This is a genomic window from Salinarimonas sp. (genome assembly GCF_046292825.1).
Classification (GTDB): Bacteria; Pseudomonadota; Alphaproteobacteria; order Rhizobiales; family Beijerinckiaceae; genus Salinarimonas.
Map to the genome: position 1 here is coordinate 145,596 of NZ_JBKBQG010000004.1, position 15,640 is coordinate 161,235.

Sequence of the window (15,640 nt, forward strand, 5' to 3'; positions counted from 1 at the left end):
ATCAGACCGCCAGCGCGCCGAGGATCAGCGCGAGCGCGGCGGCGGCGGCGAGCGCGAGGCGCAGACGGCCGAACCATTCCGGCGCCTCCTCGCGGCAGACGAGGCCGTAATCGAAGAGCCCGAGCACGACATGCAGACCGGCGAGCGTCCAGAGCTGCGGTCCCGGCGGCAAGGCCAGCGCCGCCCAGGCGAGGAGCACAGGCACGACCGAGATGACGTAGCCGCGCTTGGCCGGCCCCTCCTCCTCGGCGCCCAGGGCGATGCCCCAGCGCACGCCGCCGAGGAAGGACAGGATCAGCGCGCCGTAGGCCGCGAGCGCGAAGGCGAGGGCGCCCGCGCCGAAGCCGAGATCGACGCCCGTCAGAAGCGCGACGGAGAGGCCCCAATACGGGATCAGGCCGGCCGCGCCGAGCGCGAGCGGGACGGTCGGGATCTTCGAGGCATCGGTCATCGCAAGGGCTCGGAACTGGAAGAACAAGGCGGGGCGGCGGGTGCGCGGGGCGACCCGGCGGGCCAGACATAACGCGCGCGGCCGCGCTTGCAAGCGCGGCGCTCCCTGCGCGCGCCCTCAGATCTCCTCGCCGAAGCGGCCTGCCACGAGATCCGTCAACGCGTCCATCGCGGCCTGGGCCTGCGGTCCGCGGGCGGCGACCAGGATCTCGGTGCCCTGCGCCGCGGCGAGCGTCAGGAGCCCCATGATCGAGCGACCCCCCACCGTCTCCCCGCAGCGGCTGACCGTGACCTCGGCGTCGTAGCGCTCGACCGTCTGCACGAATTTCGCGGAGGCGCGGGCGTGCAGGCCCTTGCGGTTGACGATGGGCAGGCGCCGCACGAGCGCGTCCTCGGGGGCGACGTCGGGCGGGCAGTCGCCGTCGCGTTGCGGGAACTCGACCATGGCTCAGCGCCCCGCCAGCACGTGGGAGGCCACGTTGATGTATTTGCGCCCCGCCTCCTGGGCGTGGAGGACCGCGTCGGCGAGCGGCTCGACGTCGCGCACGCTCGCGAGCTTGATCAGCATCGGCAAGTTGATCCCCGCCACGACCTCGACGAGCCGCCCGTTCATGCAGGAGAGCGCGAGGTTCGAGGGCGTTCCGCCGAACATGTCGGTGAGGACGACGACGCCGCGACCGGTATCGACCCGGCGCACCGCCTCGAGGATGTCGAGCCGGCGGGCCTCCATGTCGTCTTCGGGGCCGATCGTGATCGTCTCGATCTGCTCCTGGGGGCCGACCACGTGTTCGAGCGCCGCGCGGAACTCGGTGGCGAGCTGGCCGTGGGTGACGAGCACCAATCCTATCATGTCGACCTGCTTCCGTCGCTCGTCTGAGCGGAGCCGCTATTTTGTGCAGTGCCGAGCCGAACGCAAGGGCAAACGCATCCGCTCGTTCCTTTCGCGGCGTGTCCCGCAGGCGCCGCCGCCGCGCCGCACCCCGCGTGGTCTAGTCGAAAGGCCCTCCAGATAAGCCTGCCGCGCGCTCGAGGGCAATGGGGACGATGTCGCGGTCGTGCCGGCAGGCGAGGCGGGGGAGGGCTATTCCGAGGATTTCGACGATCGTCTGCGCCTCCTCCGGCAGGCGCGGCGGCGGCTCCTCCATGCGATCGACGACGAGCCTCACGCGGGCGGCGGGCAGGTGAGGGCGGCGGAGAAGGCCGACCCCGCGCACTTCGAGGAGCCCCTCGAGCGGCGATACGGGGCGCGCCACGAGCGCCCCGCCGATGCGCGCGAGCGCGATCCGGTCGTCGCCGACGAGCCGCGCGAACAGCCCCCGCGCCTCCGCCGCCTCGATGAGCGCGAGGCAGAGGCTCGACTTGCCGGCTCCCGAGGCGCCGCGGATCAGGATGCCGGCCTCGCCGACGACGACGCAGCTCGCATGCACCGTCTCGGCGGCGCTGCCTGCGGCGGCGAGACGCGAGTCGGGCGGGCTCACGCACGCTCCATCGCGGGCAGCTCCACCACGAAACGCGCCCCGCGACGCGCCGGCTCGCCGTCCGGACCCGCCGGACCGAGCCGGTTCTCGGCGTGGATGGAGCCGCGATGGGCCGCGACGATCTGTCGGGAGATCGACAGGCCGAGCCCGGAATTCTGGCCGAAGCCCTGCTCGGGCCGATCGGTGTAGAAGCGCTCGAAGATGCGCTCGAGCGCATGGTCGGGGATGCCGGGGCCCTCGTCCTCGACGATGATGCGCACCCGCGGACCGTCGCGCTCGACCGCCACGGTGACGATGCCGTCGGCAGGGGAGAAGGAGCGGGCATTGTCGAGGAGGTTGCGCACCACCTGACCGAGCCGGCTGTCGTGGCCGAGCACCGTGAAGCCGGCGCCAGGCCCGCCCTTGGCCTCGCGGTCGCGCCCCTCGCCGCCCCTCTCGCGGGCCCCGTCCTTGCGGGCGGGCCCGCGGACATGCACCTCGATCCGCGGCTCGCCGGGCCGGCGCACGTCGTTGGCGATCGACGCAACTGCGTCGACGAGCCGGGCGAGATCGACGGGCTCCGCCTCCGAGCGGGCGAGCTCGGCATCGAGGCGGGAGGCGTCGGAGATGTCGCTGATCAGCCGATCGAGGCGCTTGACGTCGTGCTGGACGATGTCGAGGAGGCGCCGACGCGACTCTTCGGTCTTGGCGAGCGGCAGCGTCTCGACCGCCGAGCGCAGCGAGGTGAGCGGGTTCTTCAATTCGTGCGCGACGTCCGCCGCGAAGCTCTCGATCGCGTCGATGCGGTCGTAGAGCGCACGCGTCATGTCGCGCAGCGCGCCGGAGAGATGGCCGATCTCGTCCGAGCGGGTGGTGAAATCGGGGATTTCCTGGCGCGACTTGATGCCCCGCCGCACCCGCTCCGCCGCTTCCGCGAGCCGCGAGACGGGCCCCGCGATGGCGTTCGCGAGCAGCACCGAGAGCACGATCATCACGCCCGCCGCCACGAGGAAGACCTGCAGGAGGGCGAAGCGCTCGGAGGCGATGATCCCGTCGATGTCGCCGCCCTGCGTCGAGAGGAGCAGCACGCCGCGCACGCCGCGCTGGCGCTGGATCGGCACGGCGACGGAGACGATCGTGTCTCCCTGCGGGTTGACGCGCACGACGCTCGCCCGCTCGCCGCCGAGCGCCTGGCGCACCTCGGGGAAGACGCGGCCGTCGCTCGGGCCGATCGGCTCGAGGGTCGGCGCGCCGCGCGGGAAGACCAGATCGCGCGCCCCCGACCACAGCCGCTCGAGCAGGCTCGGCGGGGTCGTCTCGATCGGCGGCAGGTCGAGCCGCAGGATGTCGCCGCGCGAATAGAGCGCGCGCGTGTCGAGAAGGAGCGTCGCCTCGCGGTCGTAGACGCGCGCGCGGGTGCGCGTGGGCGTCACGAGGCGGCGCAGGAGCGGCGCCACGCGCTCGGGATTGATCGAGAATTCGAGCGGGGAGAACCAGTCGTCGGCGAGCACCGAGCTCTCGCCGGTCTGCAGCTGGAGGAGCCGGTCGGGGTCGATCAGGATCGTGTCGCTGTCCACCGTCGCCGAGGCGGCGATGGCGCCGGCGATGATCTCGCCCTGCGTCAGGAGGCTCTGCACGCGGGCCTCGATCAGGCCCTCGCGGAACTGGTTGAGATACAGGAAGCCGAGGAGGAGCGCGACGAGGCCCGCGAGGTTGAGCACCACGATGCGGCGCACGAGGCTCGAGGCCGCCCTCTGGCCGATCGCGCGGCCGAAGGCGCGCGCCCGCGCGGCGAGGACCGAGCGACGCCGGCGCCTGCGCGCGCCGTCCGGCGCGGCGGGAGCCCGGCCGGAGGCCGCCGCCTCCTCGCCTCCGGGATCCTCGTGGGATAGTCGACCGCGCCGTGCGTCCAAAGCGTCCTCGTCAGGTTTCCTTGAAGCGGTAACCCACCCCGTAGAGCGTCTCGATCATGTCGAAATTGTTGTCGACCACCTTGAACTTCTTGCGCAGCCGCTTGATGTGGCTGTCGATGGTGCGATCGTCGACATAGACCTGATCGTCGTAGGCCGCGTCCATGAGGGCGTTGCGGCTCTTCACCACGCCGGGCCGCTGCGCGAGCGATTGCAGGATCAGGAACTCGGTGACGGTGAGCGTCACCGGCTCGCCCTTCCAGGTGCAGGTGTGGCGCTCGGGATCCATCACGAGCTGCCCGCGCTCGAGCGCCTTGGCGTCCGGTTCGCGCGGCGCGGTCACGTCCTTGGGCGCGAAGCGGCGCAGCACCGCCTTGACCCGCTCGACGAGGAGCCGCTGCGAGAACGGCTTCCGGATGAAGTCGTCCGCGCCCATCTTCAGGCCGAAGAGCTCGTCGATCTCCTCGTCCTTCGAGGTGAGGAAGATCACCGGCAGATCCGATTTCTGCCGCAGGCGCCGCAAGAGCTCCATGCCGTCCATGCGCGGCATCTTGATGTCGAAGATCGCGAGATCGGGCGGCGTCTGGCGCAGGCCGTCGAGGGCGGTGGCGCCGTCGGTATAGGTCTGGATGCGGTAGCCTTCGGCCTCCAGGGCGATGGAGACCGAGGTGAGGATGTTGCGATCGTCGTCGACGAGGGCAATGGTTGGCATCGGGACTCCCCGGTTCGTGTCAGCCGCCGGCGCCGGACCGGCTCTCGACCCGGCCGCGGCATCGGCGATCACCGCAGCCAACGCCTCGCCTTCCAAATCGGCCGAATTCATGGCCATTTAGCACGTATGGGCCCGTCGGGGCAAAGAATGCCGCAGGGAGCGCCGAGCGCGGGAGAGCCGATGTCGACAAAAAACGAGCCGGGCGGCGCGGGCGCGGACCTGCGCGGCGCTCCCGCGAAGGAGTACGACGGCCTCGCGGTGGCCAAGCACCTCCTGCGGGTGATTCGCGCCGGCGCCCTCGCCACGCTCGACCGCGAGGGCGGCCATCCCTTCGCCTCCCTCGTCACCGTCGCGACCGACCACGACGGCGCGCCCCTCTTCCTGCTCTCGACCCTGTCGGGCCACACGGCCAATCTGGAGGCCGATCCGCGCGCCTCCGTGCTCCTCGCCGAGCGCGGCAAGGGCGACCCGCTCGCCCATCCGCGGCTGACCGTGATCGGCCGTCTCGCGCGCACGAGCGCGCCCTCCGCGCGCGCCCGCTTTCTCGCCCGCCATCCCAAGGCGCGGCTCTATGCGGGTTTCGCCGATTTCTCGCTGTGGCGGATGGAGGTCGAGCGCGCCCATCTCAACGGCGGCTTCGCCCGCGCGATGGGAATCGCGGCCGAGGACCTGCTGACGCCGCTCGACGGCGCCGACGCGCTGATCGCGGCCGAGGCCGGCGCGCTCGCCCATCTCGACGAGGACCACCGCGACGCGCTCGCCCTCTACGCGACGCGGATCGCCAAGGCGCCGAGCGCGGACTGGCGTGCGAGCGGGATCGATCCGGAGGGGCTCGACCTGATCGCGGGAGATCTCGCCGCCCGCATTGCATTCCCGGAGCGCGTGCGCGATGGCGACGCGTTGCGGCGGGTGCTGGTGGAGATGGCGCGGCGGGCGCGGGACGCAGGCTGATCGGGCCGCCGCGATCGGGTGCGACGCACAAATCGGAGGGAGCGAGGATGTTCGACGCAGACGCCGAATCGGCTTGGCTCGAGGCGATCCAGGAGATCGTCGACGGAGATTTCGGACGGCACGATGTGCGCACGGAAGCGATGCGCCTCCTCGAGCATCCGGCGGGCGCCGTCGCGGCGATCTCGCTGATCGTGGACGCGAGCGCGGCCGCAAGCGAGGGGATGCGGACGCTCGCGGAGCTCATCGACGACGAGAAGGAGCTCGAGGACCCGAGAGTCGAGGCGGCGGCGCAGCTGCTCGAGGAGTTCCTGAAGCAGACGCGCCACGTGTCGCGCATGGGCCATTCGGGCGGCGCGGCCGTGCGCAAGGCGATCGAACGGACGATCGACGACTTCCAGCCGCTCGACGTCGCAGCGCGCATGCGGCTCGCCGGGATCTACGTGGGCGCTGGTCTGCCCGTGCCCGAGAGCCTCATCCTGCCTCCCGAGATGATCGGCACGCTCGTCCCCGGCAGCCCAGGCGAGGAGGGGCCGCCCGCCGACGCGCTCGCGGCGGTACTCGCCGAGCTCGACGAGGCCGCTGAGATCGAGCCGTTCGACGCCTATGTGGAGCTGCGCCGGAACATGGCGGCGGCCCCCGACGCGATCATCGCACTCCTCGCGCAGGCCGCGGGCACGGCCGCATCCCCGGCGGTGGCGCGCTTCGCCGCCTATTTCCTGCTCGAGCGCAATCCGGAGATCCGTCGCGCCGCCGCCGGCGGCCTTCGCGCCCGGGCCGATGGGCCGGGGCTCGAGCCCGCGCTCGCGGCCGCGCTGACGCGGATGCGCCCGTGGATCAACGACGAGGCGGTGCTCGCGGATCTCGCCTCCGCTCTGCGCGTCGGGCGCATCCGCGCCGACGGGCCGCAGGCGGCACCGCCCGCGCGAATCACCCGCGCGCTGGCCTGCCTCCCCGAGCCGAGCGGAGCGCGCCAATTGATCTACGCGGTGAGGCAGGACGGCGAGCGGCTTCTCCTCTTCGTCGTCGTCGACGACGAGGAGGGCGTGATCGGGACGATGGTCATGTCGGTCGCGGACGCGGTCGAGGAACGCGCGATCCGCGAGGATCTGAAAGAGACGCTCGGAGCCGTGGAGGTCCCGGCCGCCTTTCTGGAGACGGAGATCGGCATGGCGATCGCGAAAGCCATGCCCGAGCGTCCCGATCTCCTCGACATCGCCGAGCTCGTGGGCGCGCGGTTCGAGCCGGTGTCGACCTCGACCGAGGAGATCCTCGCCCCGATCCTCGCCAGCAAGGCCGCCCGCGGGCGCCCCATCCCCCCGCGTGCCTGGGAGCGCGCCGCCGCGCGCGCGCCGGTCCCTGAATGGACCGACGGCGGCGATGCGATACCCGAGGCCGCGTTGCTCGACGATCCGGTGGAGGTGCTGGCGCGCGAAGTGGAACACCGGCTCGAGAGCCGCCGCGCGATCTGGGCGCGGCGTCTCGCCGCGACCGCGGCGACCCTCGCCGCTTCGGAGGCCCATGCGCGCGACGCCGCCGCATGGATGCCCTTCGCGCTCGATGCCCGCGCGCTCCTCGAGGGCAAGCCGCTCGACGAGATCCCGCTCATGCGGCACGTCACGGCAGTGACCCTGGCGGGGCAGCTCGTGCTCATGACGAGCACGGGTCTCGAGGATTTCGACCCCGACGGCTTGGACCTCGACGACCTCGACGACCTCGACGACGATTGACCGCGCAAGGCGCGTGCGTCGCGGGCGGATCGGGCGCATGTCGCGACGGCGGCGGCTATCCTGCCGGCGGGGCGATGCTGTAGATCGGTGGGGCAACCGCTCGCTGTGATTCGCGTGCGCGCGCCGCTATCGACAACCTCGAGGGAACCCCAGACGATGACGACGAACCCGAACCGCTCCGCCTGCCGGAGCGCCCTCATCCCCTGCGCGCTCGCCGCGCTCGTCCTCGCCCCGGCCGCGTTCGGCCCGGCGCCCGCCTCCGCCCAGGACGCGCCGCGCGCGGTGACGACGATCAACGGGCAGCCGGTGCCGGGCCGGATGCTGCCCCTGCAGGACGTCACCACCATGCTCGACACGATCGACGCGGACGGCAATCGGCTCGTCATCACCCGCGGCATCCGCAAGGCGGGCACCCGGGTCGCCATCCACGTGCACGAACATGGCGGCCATACCTGCGTGCTGAGCGGTTCGATCACCGATTTCGTCGAAGGGCATGCGCCGTCGCTCTGGCCGGCAGGCACCTGCTATTACATGCCGCCGAACGTCCCGATGTCGGCCGCCAATCTCGGCACCGAGGACGCCGTCCTCGTCGACACCTTCGTCCTCCCGCCCGGCGCGCCGACGATCACGATCATCGAGCTGGGCTGGCCGGGGAACTGAACCTCGGGAGCCGAACGCGGGGATCCGCATGAGCGGCGGGACCGGAGCCGAAGGCCGGTCTCGCCGCCTCTATTCTGGGAAACGAACGTGCGTGGAATCGCGCTGTGCCGAGTCCCAAAACGAAGAAGCCCCGGCTCGCGCCGGGGCTTCTCGCATTCGGATCGGGTTGAGCCGATCAGAAGTCGCGCTGGACGCGGATGGTGGCGCCCCAGCGGTTGTCGTTGCGGCGGAAGTCCACCGGATCGGTCACGAGGCGCGAACGACGGCCCTCGGTGTAGGTGACCTCACCCGAGAAGGTCAGGCCGGCGACCGGACGCCAGTTGAGGCGCTTGCCGATCTGCCAGAGGGTGGTGTCGCGAGCGACGCCGGCGGCCACGCCGGTCGGGACGTCGATCTGACCCCACGAGCCCTGGAGGTCCGACCAGATCGCCGGGGTCCAGAAGTGGCGGATGGCCGCCGACAGGAGCCACGACTTCGTGGTGCGGAGCGTGCCGCCGACGACGTAGGCGTCCGAGAAGGCCGGGATCGTCACGCGACGGAAGTCGCGAGCGCCACCGACGTAGGTGTAGCCCAGCGCGCCGTCCGCGTACACGCCCTGCAGCCAGATGGCGCTGCCGGGAGCGAGCATCGGCAGGTTGACGGTCACGCCCGCACCGACGGCCCAGCCGGTCTTGTCGCCGATGCCGGCGGCGTTGACGAGCGGGGAGACGCGGACCTGGTGCAGCGCACCCATGATCTGAGCGGAGCCCCACGCCTGAGCGACGTTGAGGTTGGCGACGAGATCGGGGAGGTTACGACCGCCGTAGAGGCCGACGGGCGTCGAGCGGCGCGGGTTTTCCACCGAGACCGTCGCCGAGAAGCCGCCACCGAACGTCGCGGTGTAGGCGAACAGCTCGGTCGTCTCGTCGGTCTGGAGACCGCCGCGCATCAGGTTGCCGCCCCAGAAGTCGAAGAACGACGTGATGCGACCGGCCGTCAGACCAGCGAACTGGATGAAGCCCTGATCGAGGACCGTCGTGCCGGCCGGGCGGTCGGCGTTCAGGCGAACGAAGGAGCGCAGCGTGCCGAACTCGGTCGCGGTGCGGGCGTCGAAGAACACCTGGCCGCGAGCGAAGAACGTGAAGTCGTCCTGAGCGCGGACCGGAACGACGGTCGACGCGCGACGCTCGTCGAAGCGAGCCTCGACGCGGACGTAGCCGCCGACGCGCAGGCACGTCTCGGTGCCGGGGATGAAGAAGAACCCGGTGCCCTGAGCCGGGCAGACGCGGACGTAGTCGACCGGAGCCGCAGCGCGGACCGGAAGATCGGCAGCCTGAGCCCCGGCGACCGCGACGAGACCGGCGGCAGACCCGAGGAGAAGGCTCTTGGCGAGCTTCATTGATGACCTCCAAAGTTTCGAGACCCTGGGGGGTCGGGTCGTTGCCCGCGATTCCCGACGGAACCTGCGCGCTGCCCCTTTTCCCCTGGTTGTCGCCTCCGCACCGCTCGGGTGTCGAAAACGAACCGCGACCGAGGACCCCCCGTCGCGAGGACAGGTTTGCCGTGGGTATTCCGCCCAATCAAGCAAGATTCCGCCACAAAGCCCCCCGGCGGGGCTGTTCGGAGATCGGTGTTGCACAAGGGCAACGTCCGATGCCGCCTCCGGGCCGATTCGAAGGCCTCCGTGGGGAAAAGTGTCAACGCTTCCTTAACCGTGACCGCAAATCGCGGCGACCTTCTGCAGACTGTGTCGACCGTGCCGTGGCGGTTCTCGACACGAATCGCGAAGTCTCCGCGCTCGCCTCGAGCGGGCGAAACCAGGCGGCGGCAAAGGCGGAGCCGTTGCCGGATGGCGCGCGGCCCTTTCCCGGCCATGATTCGCTCGGCTGCGCGCCAGAGAGCCGACCGAAATCCTTGCTCTGACCGGTTCTCTGGTTGGTCGAATTCGTCGCAAGTGGCTCGGCTCCTGCGCTCCAGCGTGCGACGTTGCGGTTTTGCGTGAAAAAGTCCGTAATCAAATCTTCGAGGACTTGCGGGCGGACGCGTTTTCACGTAGCTAAGGCATCAGTCGTCAGAAACGACGCCGCGAATGAGCCAGCGAACGTCTCCAGCCGTAGACGGCGTGCGCGAGGTCGTGTGCGGCAAACCATCCCTGTTCACGAAAGCCAGGAACGGCTCTATGAGCGACAACACTCAAGCCAACAACTACATCGAGCTCGCGGCGGAGATCGTCTCGGCTTACGTCAGCAACAATTCGCTGCCGACGTCCGAACTGCCCGGCCTGATCGACGCCGTTCACGCCTCGCTCGTGAAGGTCGCCACGGGCGCCACCGAGCAGCCCGTCGAGGCGCCGGTCCCGGCGGTGCCGATCAAGAAGTCGATCACGCCGGACTACATCATCTGCTTGGAGGACGGGAAGAAGTTCAAGTCCCTCAAGCGTCACCTGCGCACGAAGTACGACATGACGCCGGACCAGTACCGCGCGAAGTGGGGCCTGCCGCCGGATTACCCGATGGTCGCGCCGAACTACGCGAGCGCCCGCTCCGAGCTCGCCAAGGCGATGGGCCTGGGCGCCCAGCGTCGCAAGGCCGAGCCGGAGGCCGCCGCCGCCGCGCCCCGCGGGCGTCGCGGCAAGAAGGTCGCCTGATCGCCGCGAGCGATCGGGCGCGGCGGGTCGAGACCGCCCTGCGAATCGAAACGGGCCGTCGACATCGCGTCGACGGCCCGTTTCGCATGTCCGCCCGCCGCGTCTCGCGCGGGGGCGGGCGATCAATCCCGCACGATCACGCGCGCACCGACGCGCACCCGCTCGTAGAGGTCCATCACGTCGTCGTTCGTCATCCGGATGCAGCCCGAGGAGACCGCGTCGCCGATCGTGTGCGGCTCGTTCGAGCCGTGGATCCGATAGAGCGTGTTCCCGATATAGAGCGCGCGCGCGCCGAGCGGATTGTCGGGGCCGCCCGCCATGAAGACCGGCAGCTCCGGCTGACGCCGCCGCATCGCCGCCGGCGGACGCCAATCCGGCCATTCCGCCTTGCGGGTGATCGTGTGGCTGCCGCGCCAGCCGAAGCCGGGGCGCCCCACGCCCACGCCGTAGCGCATCGCCCGGCCGTCGCCGAGCACGAGATAGAGCCGCCGCTCGGTATGGCTCACCACGATCGTGCCGGGCGCGTAATTCCCGGGAAAGTCGACGATCTGCCGCGGGATCGGCGAGCCTTGGAACACGCCGCCGGACCGGAAGCCCTGATCGAGGATCGCGGGGTTGATCCAATCCGCCCTGGCACCCGGCAGGGAGCCGACGAGAAGCGCGAGCCCGAACGCGAGCACGCCTGTGATGGTCCTGAACATGGGAACTCCCGTCATCCGGCGCATCGTGTCGCGCTAGGCGACCGCGCCATTCTCACCCAATGCCACGATGCGACCATAATCAGAATTCCGTGAACAGGCTTTTACGCGCGGGCGCTCGCGGCCGAGCGGCCGAGCGGACGAGCGGACGAATGCTCGCGAACGCCGGCGGGCGTGCGGGCTCCGCGAATCGCGCTGCGGGCACCGCCCGTATGGCGCGCACGAAAAAGCCCCGGCCTGAGCCGGGGCTTTCCATTGCGTGTCGTCCGCGTTCCCGATCGCGGAATTGCCCGCGATCGGCGTCACGCGATCACTGACGCGGCAGCGTCTGCTGGCCGCCGGGCTGCACCTCGTCCTCTTCGAGGATGAGGCGGCGGCGCTCGATGACCTCTTCGGCCGTCTGCGGCTCGGCGGCGACGCCGGGCTGGGTCCCGCCGATCGCGCCGGTGGCCGGCACGTCGATCGGATCGCCCTCGCGGCCGATCAGCTCGCCTTCGGTCAGCGGGAACTCGTCGTCCTCGGCCGTGATGCGCTGACGCTCGACGGCGCCGATCGCGCTGTCGGGCTCGGCCGGCGCGCCGCCGGGAACGAGCGTGGTGCCGGGCGCGGTCGTCGAACCGGTGACCTCGCCGCCCTGGCGGCGGCGCAGCAGGGTGTCGTCCACCTCGCCGCGCTCGGCCTCGAGCGCACGACGCTCCTGCACGCCGATGGCGCTCTCAGGGGCGACGGGCACCTGCGACTGCGGGGTGAGCTGCGCATAGGCCGGGGCGCCCATGATCAGGAGGGCGGCGGTGGCGGTAACGATGCGATTCATCATGTATTCTCCAGTACTTGCATTGGGGGCGACGGGCCTGGGCCCGCCGCGTCGCTCGGGGGGTGGAACGAGGTGCGCCCATCGCGGTTCCCGCCCGATCGCCACTGGAGGCCGTACCGAACGCCGCACTCCAGGGGCGTGGCCGCCCATCCTCGCGCGATCGTGAGCGGCCCGTGATCGCCCTTCGGCGCGCGAAAATCGCCGATCCGGGATGGCGGCGCCGGGCATCGCCCTGTACAAGGGCGGCAGAGGGAGGGCCGCGCCCGTCCTCGAGGGCGGATGCAGGGGCGAGGACACGATTCAGTTGAGCGACAAGAGCCGTCTCGTCTCACCGGTGAAGCGCGAGGACGATCTCGACGTCTCGCTGCGCCCCCTCTCGCTCGCCGATTTCACCGGCCAACGGGCCGCGCGCGCCAATCTGACGGTGTTCATCGAGGCGGCGAAGGCGCGCGCGGACGCGCTCGACCACGTGCTCTTCGTCGGCCCCCCGGGGCTGGGCAAGACGACGCTCGCCCAGATCATCGCCCGCGAGCTCGGCGTCAATTTCCGCTCGACGTCGGGCCCCGTGATCGCCAAGGCGGGCGATCTCGCCGCGCAGCTGACCAATCTCGAAGAGCGCGACGTGCTCTTCATCGACGAGATCCACCGCCTCAACCCCGCGGTCGAGGAGATCCTCTATCCGGCGATGGAGGATTTCCAGCTCGATCTCATCATCGGCGAGGGGCCGGCCGCGCGCTCGGTCAAGATCGAGCTGCCGAAGTTCACGCTGGTCGGCGCCACCACCCGCGCGGGCCTCCTCACGACGCCGCTGCGCGACCGATTCGGCATCCCCGTGCGGCTCGAATTCTACGAGGTCGACGAGCTCGAGGCGATCGTGCGCCGCGGCGCGCGCGTGCTCGGGCTCGGCATGTCGGAGGAGGGCGCCAACGAGATCGCCAAGCGCGCCCGCGGCACGCCGCGCATCGCCGGGCGCCTCCTGCGCCGCGTGCGCGATTTCGCCGTCGTCGAGGGCGCGCAGACGGTGTCGCGCGCCCTCGCCGACCGCGCGCTCTCCCTCCTCGACGTCGACCCGATCGGCCTCGACGTGATGGACCGGCGTTACCTCACCATGGTCGCGACCAATTTCGGCGGCGGCCCCATCGGCATCGAGACCATCGCCGCCGCCCTCTCCGAGCCGCGCGACGCGATCGAAGAGATCATCGAGCCCTATCTCATCCAGAAGGGCTTCGTGCAGCGCACCCCGCGCGGCCGCCTCCTCACCCCCCACGCCTTCCGCCATCTCGGCATGCCCGAGCCGACGCGGGATGCGGGCACGACGCAATTCGGGTTGTTCTCGGGGGAGGCATGAGCGAGACGAGCTCCCCGCCGCTCGCCGGCAGCCTCGACGCGGACGGCGTCCACCGCCTGACCTTGCGCGTCTATTACGAGGACACGGATTTTTCCGGCGTCGTCTACCACGCCGGATACTTGCGCTTCTTCGAGCGCGGGCGCACCGACAAGCTGCGCTGCGCGGGCGTCGACCAGTCCGTCCTGCATGCGGGCGGCGCGGGCACGGCTTTCGCGGTGCGGCGGATGACGGTCGATTGGCTGCGCGCGGCGCGGATGGACGACATCCTCACGGTCGAGACGCGGACGCTGGACGTGCGCGGCGCGACCATCACGATGGCGCAGCGCATCCTGCGCGGCGAGGAGGTGCTGACGACCGCCGACGTCCTCGTCGCCGCGCTCCGGGAGGGGCGCCCGGCGCGCATCCCGGCCGAGCTGCGGGAGGTTCTGGAGGGCCGCGGCACCGCGTCGCGTTGAGGCCGCCCGCAAGCCTTCCTTAACCATGATCGTTGCTGAATCGCAACGGTCCTCCGACGCCGCTCGGGGGCCGGCGAAAACTCATATTTTCGACATGTTGCGGCGCGAACCACGCTCGTGACGCAGGCTCGGGCTCGTCGTGATCCCCCGGCCTGCGACCCGCCGACGAGCGCGATCGCGGCGCGAGCCCACACCGAGGACGACAGCGACGATGAATCCGGCAGACGCCATACAGACCGTGCCGCTCGCGGCAGCGCACGACATCTCGCTCTGGGGCCTGTTCTGGCAGGCCCACATCGTCGTCAAGCTCGTGATGGTCGGGCTCGTCTTCGCCTCGATCTATTCGTGGGCGATCATCATCGACAAGATCCTGCTGTTCCGCCGTCTGCAGCGGGCGATGGACCGGTTCGAGGAAGTGTTCTGGTCGGGGCGCTCGCTCGAGGAGCTCTATCGCTCCTTGTCCGAGCGGCCGACGACCGGCCTCGCCTCGGTCTTCGTCGCCGCCATGCGGGAGTGGAAGCGCTCCTTCGAGGGCTCGGGCCGCTCGGTCGCGAGCCTGCCCGCGCGCATCGACAAGGTGCTCGACGTGACGATCCAGCGCGAGGTCGAGCGGCTCGAATCGCGCCTCATCTTCCTCGCCTCGGTCGGCTCGGCGGGCCCCTATCTCGGCCTGTTCGGCACGGTCTGGGGCGTGATGACCTCGTTCATGGCGATCGCGCAATCGCAGAACACCTCGCTCGCGGTGGTGGCGCCGGGCATCGCGGAGGCGCTGTTCGCCACCGCGATCGGCCTCGTCGCCGCGATCCCCGCGGTCATCGCCTACAACAAGCTCCAGTCCGAGGTCGTGAAGGCGCAAGGGCGTCTCGAGGGCTTCGCCGACGAGTTCTCGGCGATCCTCGCGCGTCAGGTCGACGAACGCCTCGCGGCTGCGGCCTGAGGGAGCGCGCGCCACCATGCTCAATCACGGCGGACCCGGTTCGGGCTCGGGGCGGCGGCGGCGACGCGGCCGGCGCGGCGCCATCAACGAGATCAACATGACGCCGTTCATCGACGTCATGCTGGTGCTCCTCATCGTCTTCATGGTCTCGGCGCCGCTGCTGACGGCGGGCGTGCCGCTCGAATTGCCGCAGGCGCGCGCCGGGCAGCTCGCGACCGACAACCGCCCGATCATGCTCTCGATCGACGCGAGCGGGCGCCTCTTCCTCGACGAGAGCGAGATTTTCGAGGCCGAGCTGATCGCCGCTTTGGACGCCGCCTCCGCCGACGAGGGCAAGGAGGCGCGGATCTTCGTGCGCGGCGACCGGGCCGTCGATTACGGGCGCGTCGCGCAGGTGATGGCGCTCGTCGCCGAGGGCGGCTTCCGTCGGGTCGGCCTCGTCACCCTCTCCGACGCGCGATAGGGGCGGAACGATGCGCTCGCTCCTCGACAGGAACGAACCCGGCCTCCTTCTCTCGGGCGTGGCGCATGCCGCGATCCTGATCGGCGGGCTCGTGGCTTTCGTGGGGGTGGCGCCGCTGCCGCCGGTCGAGGAGGGCATCCCGATCGAGATCGTGTCGGAGAGCGACATCTCGCAGGTCACCCGCGGCGAGCGCGACGCGCAGGCGGTCACCGAGACGCCGACGCGCGTCGACCGCGTGGCCGAGGTGCGCGAGGAGGCGCCCGCCGGCGAGGATCGTCGGCAGGTCGACGTCGCCGCGACGCGCACCGCGCAGACGCCCGTCGCCGATCGCGCCCAGGCCGGCAGCCCGCCGCCGCCTCCCCCGCCGCCTCCACCCCCTCCGCCGCCCCCTCCCGCGGCGGCCGCGCCGCCCGCGCCGGCCCCGGTCGCTCC

17 protein-coding genes and 1 pseudogene are annotated in these 15,640 nt (G+C 71.0%); 9 read left to right on the forward strand and 9 right to left on the reverse strand.

Annotated features, from left to right (window positions below; genetic code table 11):
* Position 1: 1 nt before the first annotated feature.
* From ACK4UM_RS03970 to ACK4UM_RS03995, 6 genes are all read right to left on the reverse strand, one after another.
* Positions 2-451, reverse strand: coding sequence for a DUF3429 domain-containing protein (locus ACK4UM_RS03970; protein WP_409795940.1), 450 nt, complete (start codon positions 449-451; stop codon positions 2-4).
* Between the two features lie 117 nt (positions 452-568).
* A complete protein-coding gene (locus ACK4UM_RS03975; RefSeq protein ID WP_409795943.1) occupies positions 569-895 on the reverse strand; it encodes an HPr family phosphocarrier protein in 327 nt (108 codons plus the stop codon).
* 3 nt (positions 896-898) lie between these two features.
* Positions 899-1,300, reverse strand: a complete 402-nt coding sequence (locus ACK4UM_RS03980; protein ID WP_409795946.1) for a PTS sugar transporter subunit IIA — start codon at positions 1,298-1,300, stop codon at positions 899-901.
* 139 nt (positions 1,301-1,439) lie between these two features.
* Positions 1,440-1,928: an HPr kinase/phosphorylase gene (locus tag ACK4UM_RS03985; protein ID WP_409795948.1), complete on the reverse strand. Its 489-nt coding sequence runs from the start codon at positions 1,926-1,928 to the stop codon at positions 1,440-1,442.
* Positions 1,925-3,820 carry a stimulus-sensing domain-containing protein gene (locus ACK4UM_RS03990; RefSeq protein WP_409795951.1) on the reverse strand — a complete coding sequence of 632 codons (1,896 nt, stop codon included), beginning with the start codon at positions 3,818-3,820 and terminating at the stop codon, positions 1,925-1,927. The genes ACK4UM_RS03985 and ACK4UM_RS03990 overlap by 4 nt, the downstream gene beginning before the upstream one ends.
* A gap of 10 nt (positions 3,821-3,830) precedes the next feature.
* Positions 3,831-4,529, reverse strand: coding sequence for a response regulator (locus ACK4UM_RS03995; protein ID WP_409795953.1), 699 nt, complete (start codon positions 4,527-4,529; stop codon positions 3,831-3,833).
* A 180-nt stretch (positions 4,530-4,709) separates the two neighbouring features.
* On the opposite strand from ACK4UM_RS03995, the gene ACK4UM_RS04000 reads away from it, so the two are divergent.
* From ACK4UM_RS04000 to ACK4UM_RS04010, 3 genes are all read left to right on the forward strand, one after another.
* A complete protein-coding gene (locus tag ACK4UM_RS04000) occupies positions 4,710-5,480 on the forward strand; it encodes a HugZ family protein (RefSeq protein ID WP_409795956.1) in 771 nt (256 codons plus the stop codon).
* Positions 5,481-5,527: 47 nt separating this feature from the next.
* Entirely contained in the window at positions 5,528-7,207 is a 1,680-nt protein-coding gene (locus ACK4UM_RS04005; protein ID WP_409795959.1) for a hypothetical protein, read from the forward strand.
* Between the two features lie 156 nt (positions 7,208-7,363).
* Positions 7,364-7,867, forward strand: a complete 504-nt coding sequence (locus tag ACK4UM_RS04010; protein ID WP_409795962.1) for a cupin domain-containing protein — start codon at positions 7,364-7,366, stop codon at positions 7,865-7,867.
* 175 nt (positions 7,868-8,042) lie between these two features.
* Here the strand turns inward: ACK4UM_RS04010 and ACK4UM_RS04015 are convergent, their stop codons facing one another.
* The gene (locus tag ACK4UM_RS04015) at positions 8,043-9,245 is read right to left on the reverse strand and encodes a porin (RefSeq protein ID WP_409795965.1); all 1,203 of its coding nucleotides are present in this window, start codon (positions 9,243-9,245) and stop codon (positions 8,043-8,045) included.
* A 780-nt stretch (positions 9,246-10,025) separates the two neighbouring features.
* On the opposite strand from ACK4UM_RS04015, the gene ACK4UM_RS04020 reads away from it, so the two are divergent.
* The gene (locus tag ACK4UM_RS04020) at positions 10,026-10,493 is read left to right on the forward strand and encodes a MucR family transcriptional regulator (RefSeq protein WP_409795967.1); all 468 of its coding nucleotides are present in this window, start codon (positions 10,026-10,028) and stop codon (positions 10,491-10,493) included.
* A 122-nt stretch (positions 10,494-10,615) separates the two neighbouring features.
* Here ACK4UM_RS04020 and ACK4UM_RS04025 read toward each other — a convergent pair whose 3' ends face one another.
* Both ACK4UM_RS04025 and ACK4UM_RS04030 read right to left on the reverse strand, forming a co-directional pair.
* Entirely contained in the window at positions 10,616-11,194 is a 579-nt protein-coding gene (locus ACK4UM_RS04025) for a L,D-transpeptidase (RefSeq protein ID WP_409795969.1), read from the reverse strand.
* A gap of 307 nt (positions 11,195-11,501) precedes the next feature.
* On the reverse strand, positions 11,502-12,005 hold the full coding sequence (locus ACK4UM_RS04030; protein WP_409795972.1) for a hypothetical protein: 504 nt from the start codon (positions 12,003-12,005) through the stop codon (positions 11,502-11,504).
* Between the two features lie 304 nt (positions 12,006-12,309).
* Here ACK4UM_RS04030 and ruvB point away from each other — a divergent pair, with 304 nt between their 5' ends.
* The 5 genes and pseudogenes from ruvB to ACK4UM_RS04055 all read left to right on the forward strand — a co-directional run.
* The gene (ruvB, locus tag ACK4UM_RS04035) at positions 12,310-13,353 is read left to right on the forward strand and encodes a Holliday junction branch migration DNA helicase RuvB (protein WP_409795975.1); all 1,044 of its coding nucleotides are present in this window, start codon (positions 12,310-12,312) and stop codon (positions 13,351-13,353) included.
* On the forward strand, positions 13,350-13,808 hold the full coding sequence (gene ybgC, locus ACK4UM_RS04040; RefSeq protein ID WP_409795978.1) for a tol-pal system-associated acyl-CoA thioesterase: 459 nt from the start codon (positions 13,350-13,352) through the stop codon (positions 13,806-13,808). The genes ruvB and ybgC overlap by 4 nt, the downstream gene beginning before the upstream one ends.
* Before the next feature lie 211 nt (positions 13,809-14,019).
* Positions 14,020-14,745 carry a protein TolQ gene (gene tolQ, locus ACK4UM_RS04045; RefSeq protein WP_409795981.1) on the forward strand — a complete coding sequence of 242 codons (726 nt, stop codon included), beginning with the start codon at positions 14,020-14,022 and terminating at the stop codon, positions 14,743-14,745.
* A gap of 16 nt (positions 14,746-14,761) precedes the next feature.
* A complete protein-coding gene (locus tag ACK4UM_RS04050; protein ID WP_409795984.1) occupies positions 14,762-15,208 on the forward strand; it encodes an ExbD/TolR family protein in 447 nt (148 codons plus the stop codon).
* A gap of 10 nt (positions 15,209-15,218) precedes the next feature.
* A pseudogene (locus ACK4UM_RS04055) lies at positions 15,219-15,640 on the forward strand (hypothetical protein); the annotation flags it as partial.

Coding starts and splice junctions, on each gene's coding strand:
- ACK4UM_RS03970 (WP_409795940.1), bottom strand. CDS start 451: ATGACCGATGCCTCGAAGATCCCGACCGTCCCGCTCGCGCTCGGCGCG.
- ACK4UM_RS03975 (WP_409795943.1), bottom strand. CDS start 895: ATGGTCGAGTTCCCGCAACGCGACGGCGACTGCCCGCCCGACGTCGCC.
- ACK4UM_RS03980 (WP_409795946.1), bottom strand. CDS start 1,300: ATGATAGGATTGGTGCTCGTCACCCACGGCCAGCTCGCCACCGAGTTC.
- ACK4UM_RS03995 (WP_409795953.1), bottom strand. CDS start 4,529: ATGCCAACCATTGCCCTCGTCGACGACGATCGCAACATCCTCACCTCG.
- ACK4UM_RS04000 (WP_409795956.1), top strand. CDS start 4,710: ATGTCGACAAAAAACGAGCCGGGCGGCGCGGGCGCGGACCTGCGCGGC.
- ACK4UM_RS04005 (WP_409795959.1), top strand. CDS start 5,528: ATGTTCGACGCAGACGCCGAATCGGCTTGGCTCGAGGCGATCCAGGAG.
- ACK4UM_RS04010 (WP_409795962.1), top strand. CDS start 7,364: ATGACGACGAACCCGAACCGCTCCGCCTGCCGGAGCGCCCTCATCCCC.
- ACK4UM_RS04015 (WP_409795965.1), bottom strand. CDS start 9,245: ATGAAGCTCGCCAAGAGCCTTCTCCTCGGGTCTGCCGCCGGTCTCGTC.
- ACK4UM_RS04020 (WP_409795967.1), top strand. CDS start 10,026: ATGAGCGACAACACTCAAGCCAACAACTACATCGAGCTCGCGGCGGAG.
- ACK4UM_RS04025 (WP_409795969.1), bottom strand. CDS start 11,194: ATGTTCAGGACCATCACAGGCGTGCTCGCGTTCGGGCTCGCGCTTCTC.
- ACK4UM_RS04030 (WP_409795972.1), bottom strand. CDS start 12,005: ATGAATCGCATCGTTACCGCCACCGCCGCCCTCCTGATCATGGGCGCC.
- ybgC (WP_409795978.1), top strand. CDS start 13,350: ATGAGCGAGACGAGCTCCCCGCCGCTCGCCGGCAGCCTCGACGCGGAC.
- tolQ (WP_409795981.1), top strand. CDS start 14,020: ATGAATCCGGCAGACGCCATACAGACCGTGCCGCTCGCGGCAGCGCAC.
- ACK4UM_RS04050 (WP_409795984.1), top strand. CDS start 14,762: ATGCTCAATCACGGCGGACCCGGTTCGGGCTCGGGGCGGCGGCGGCGA.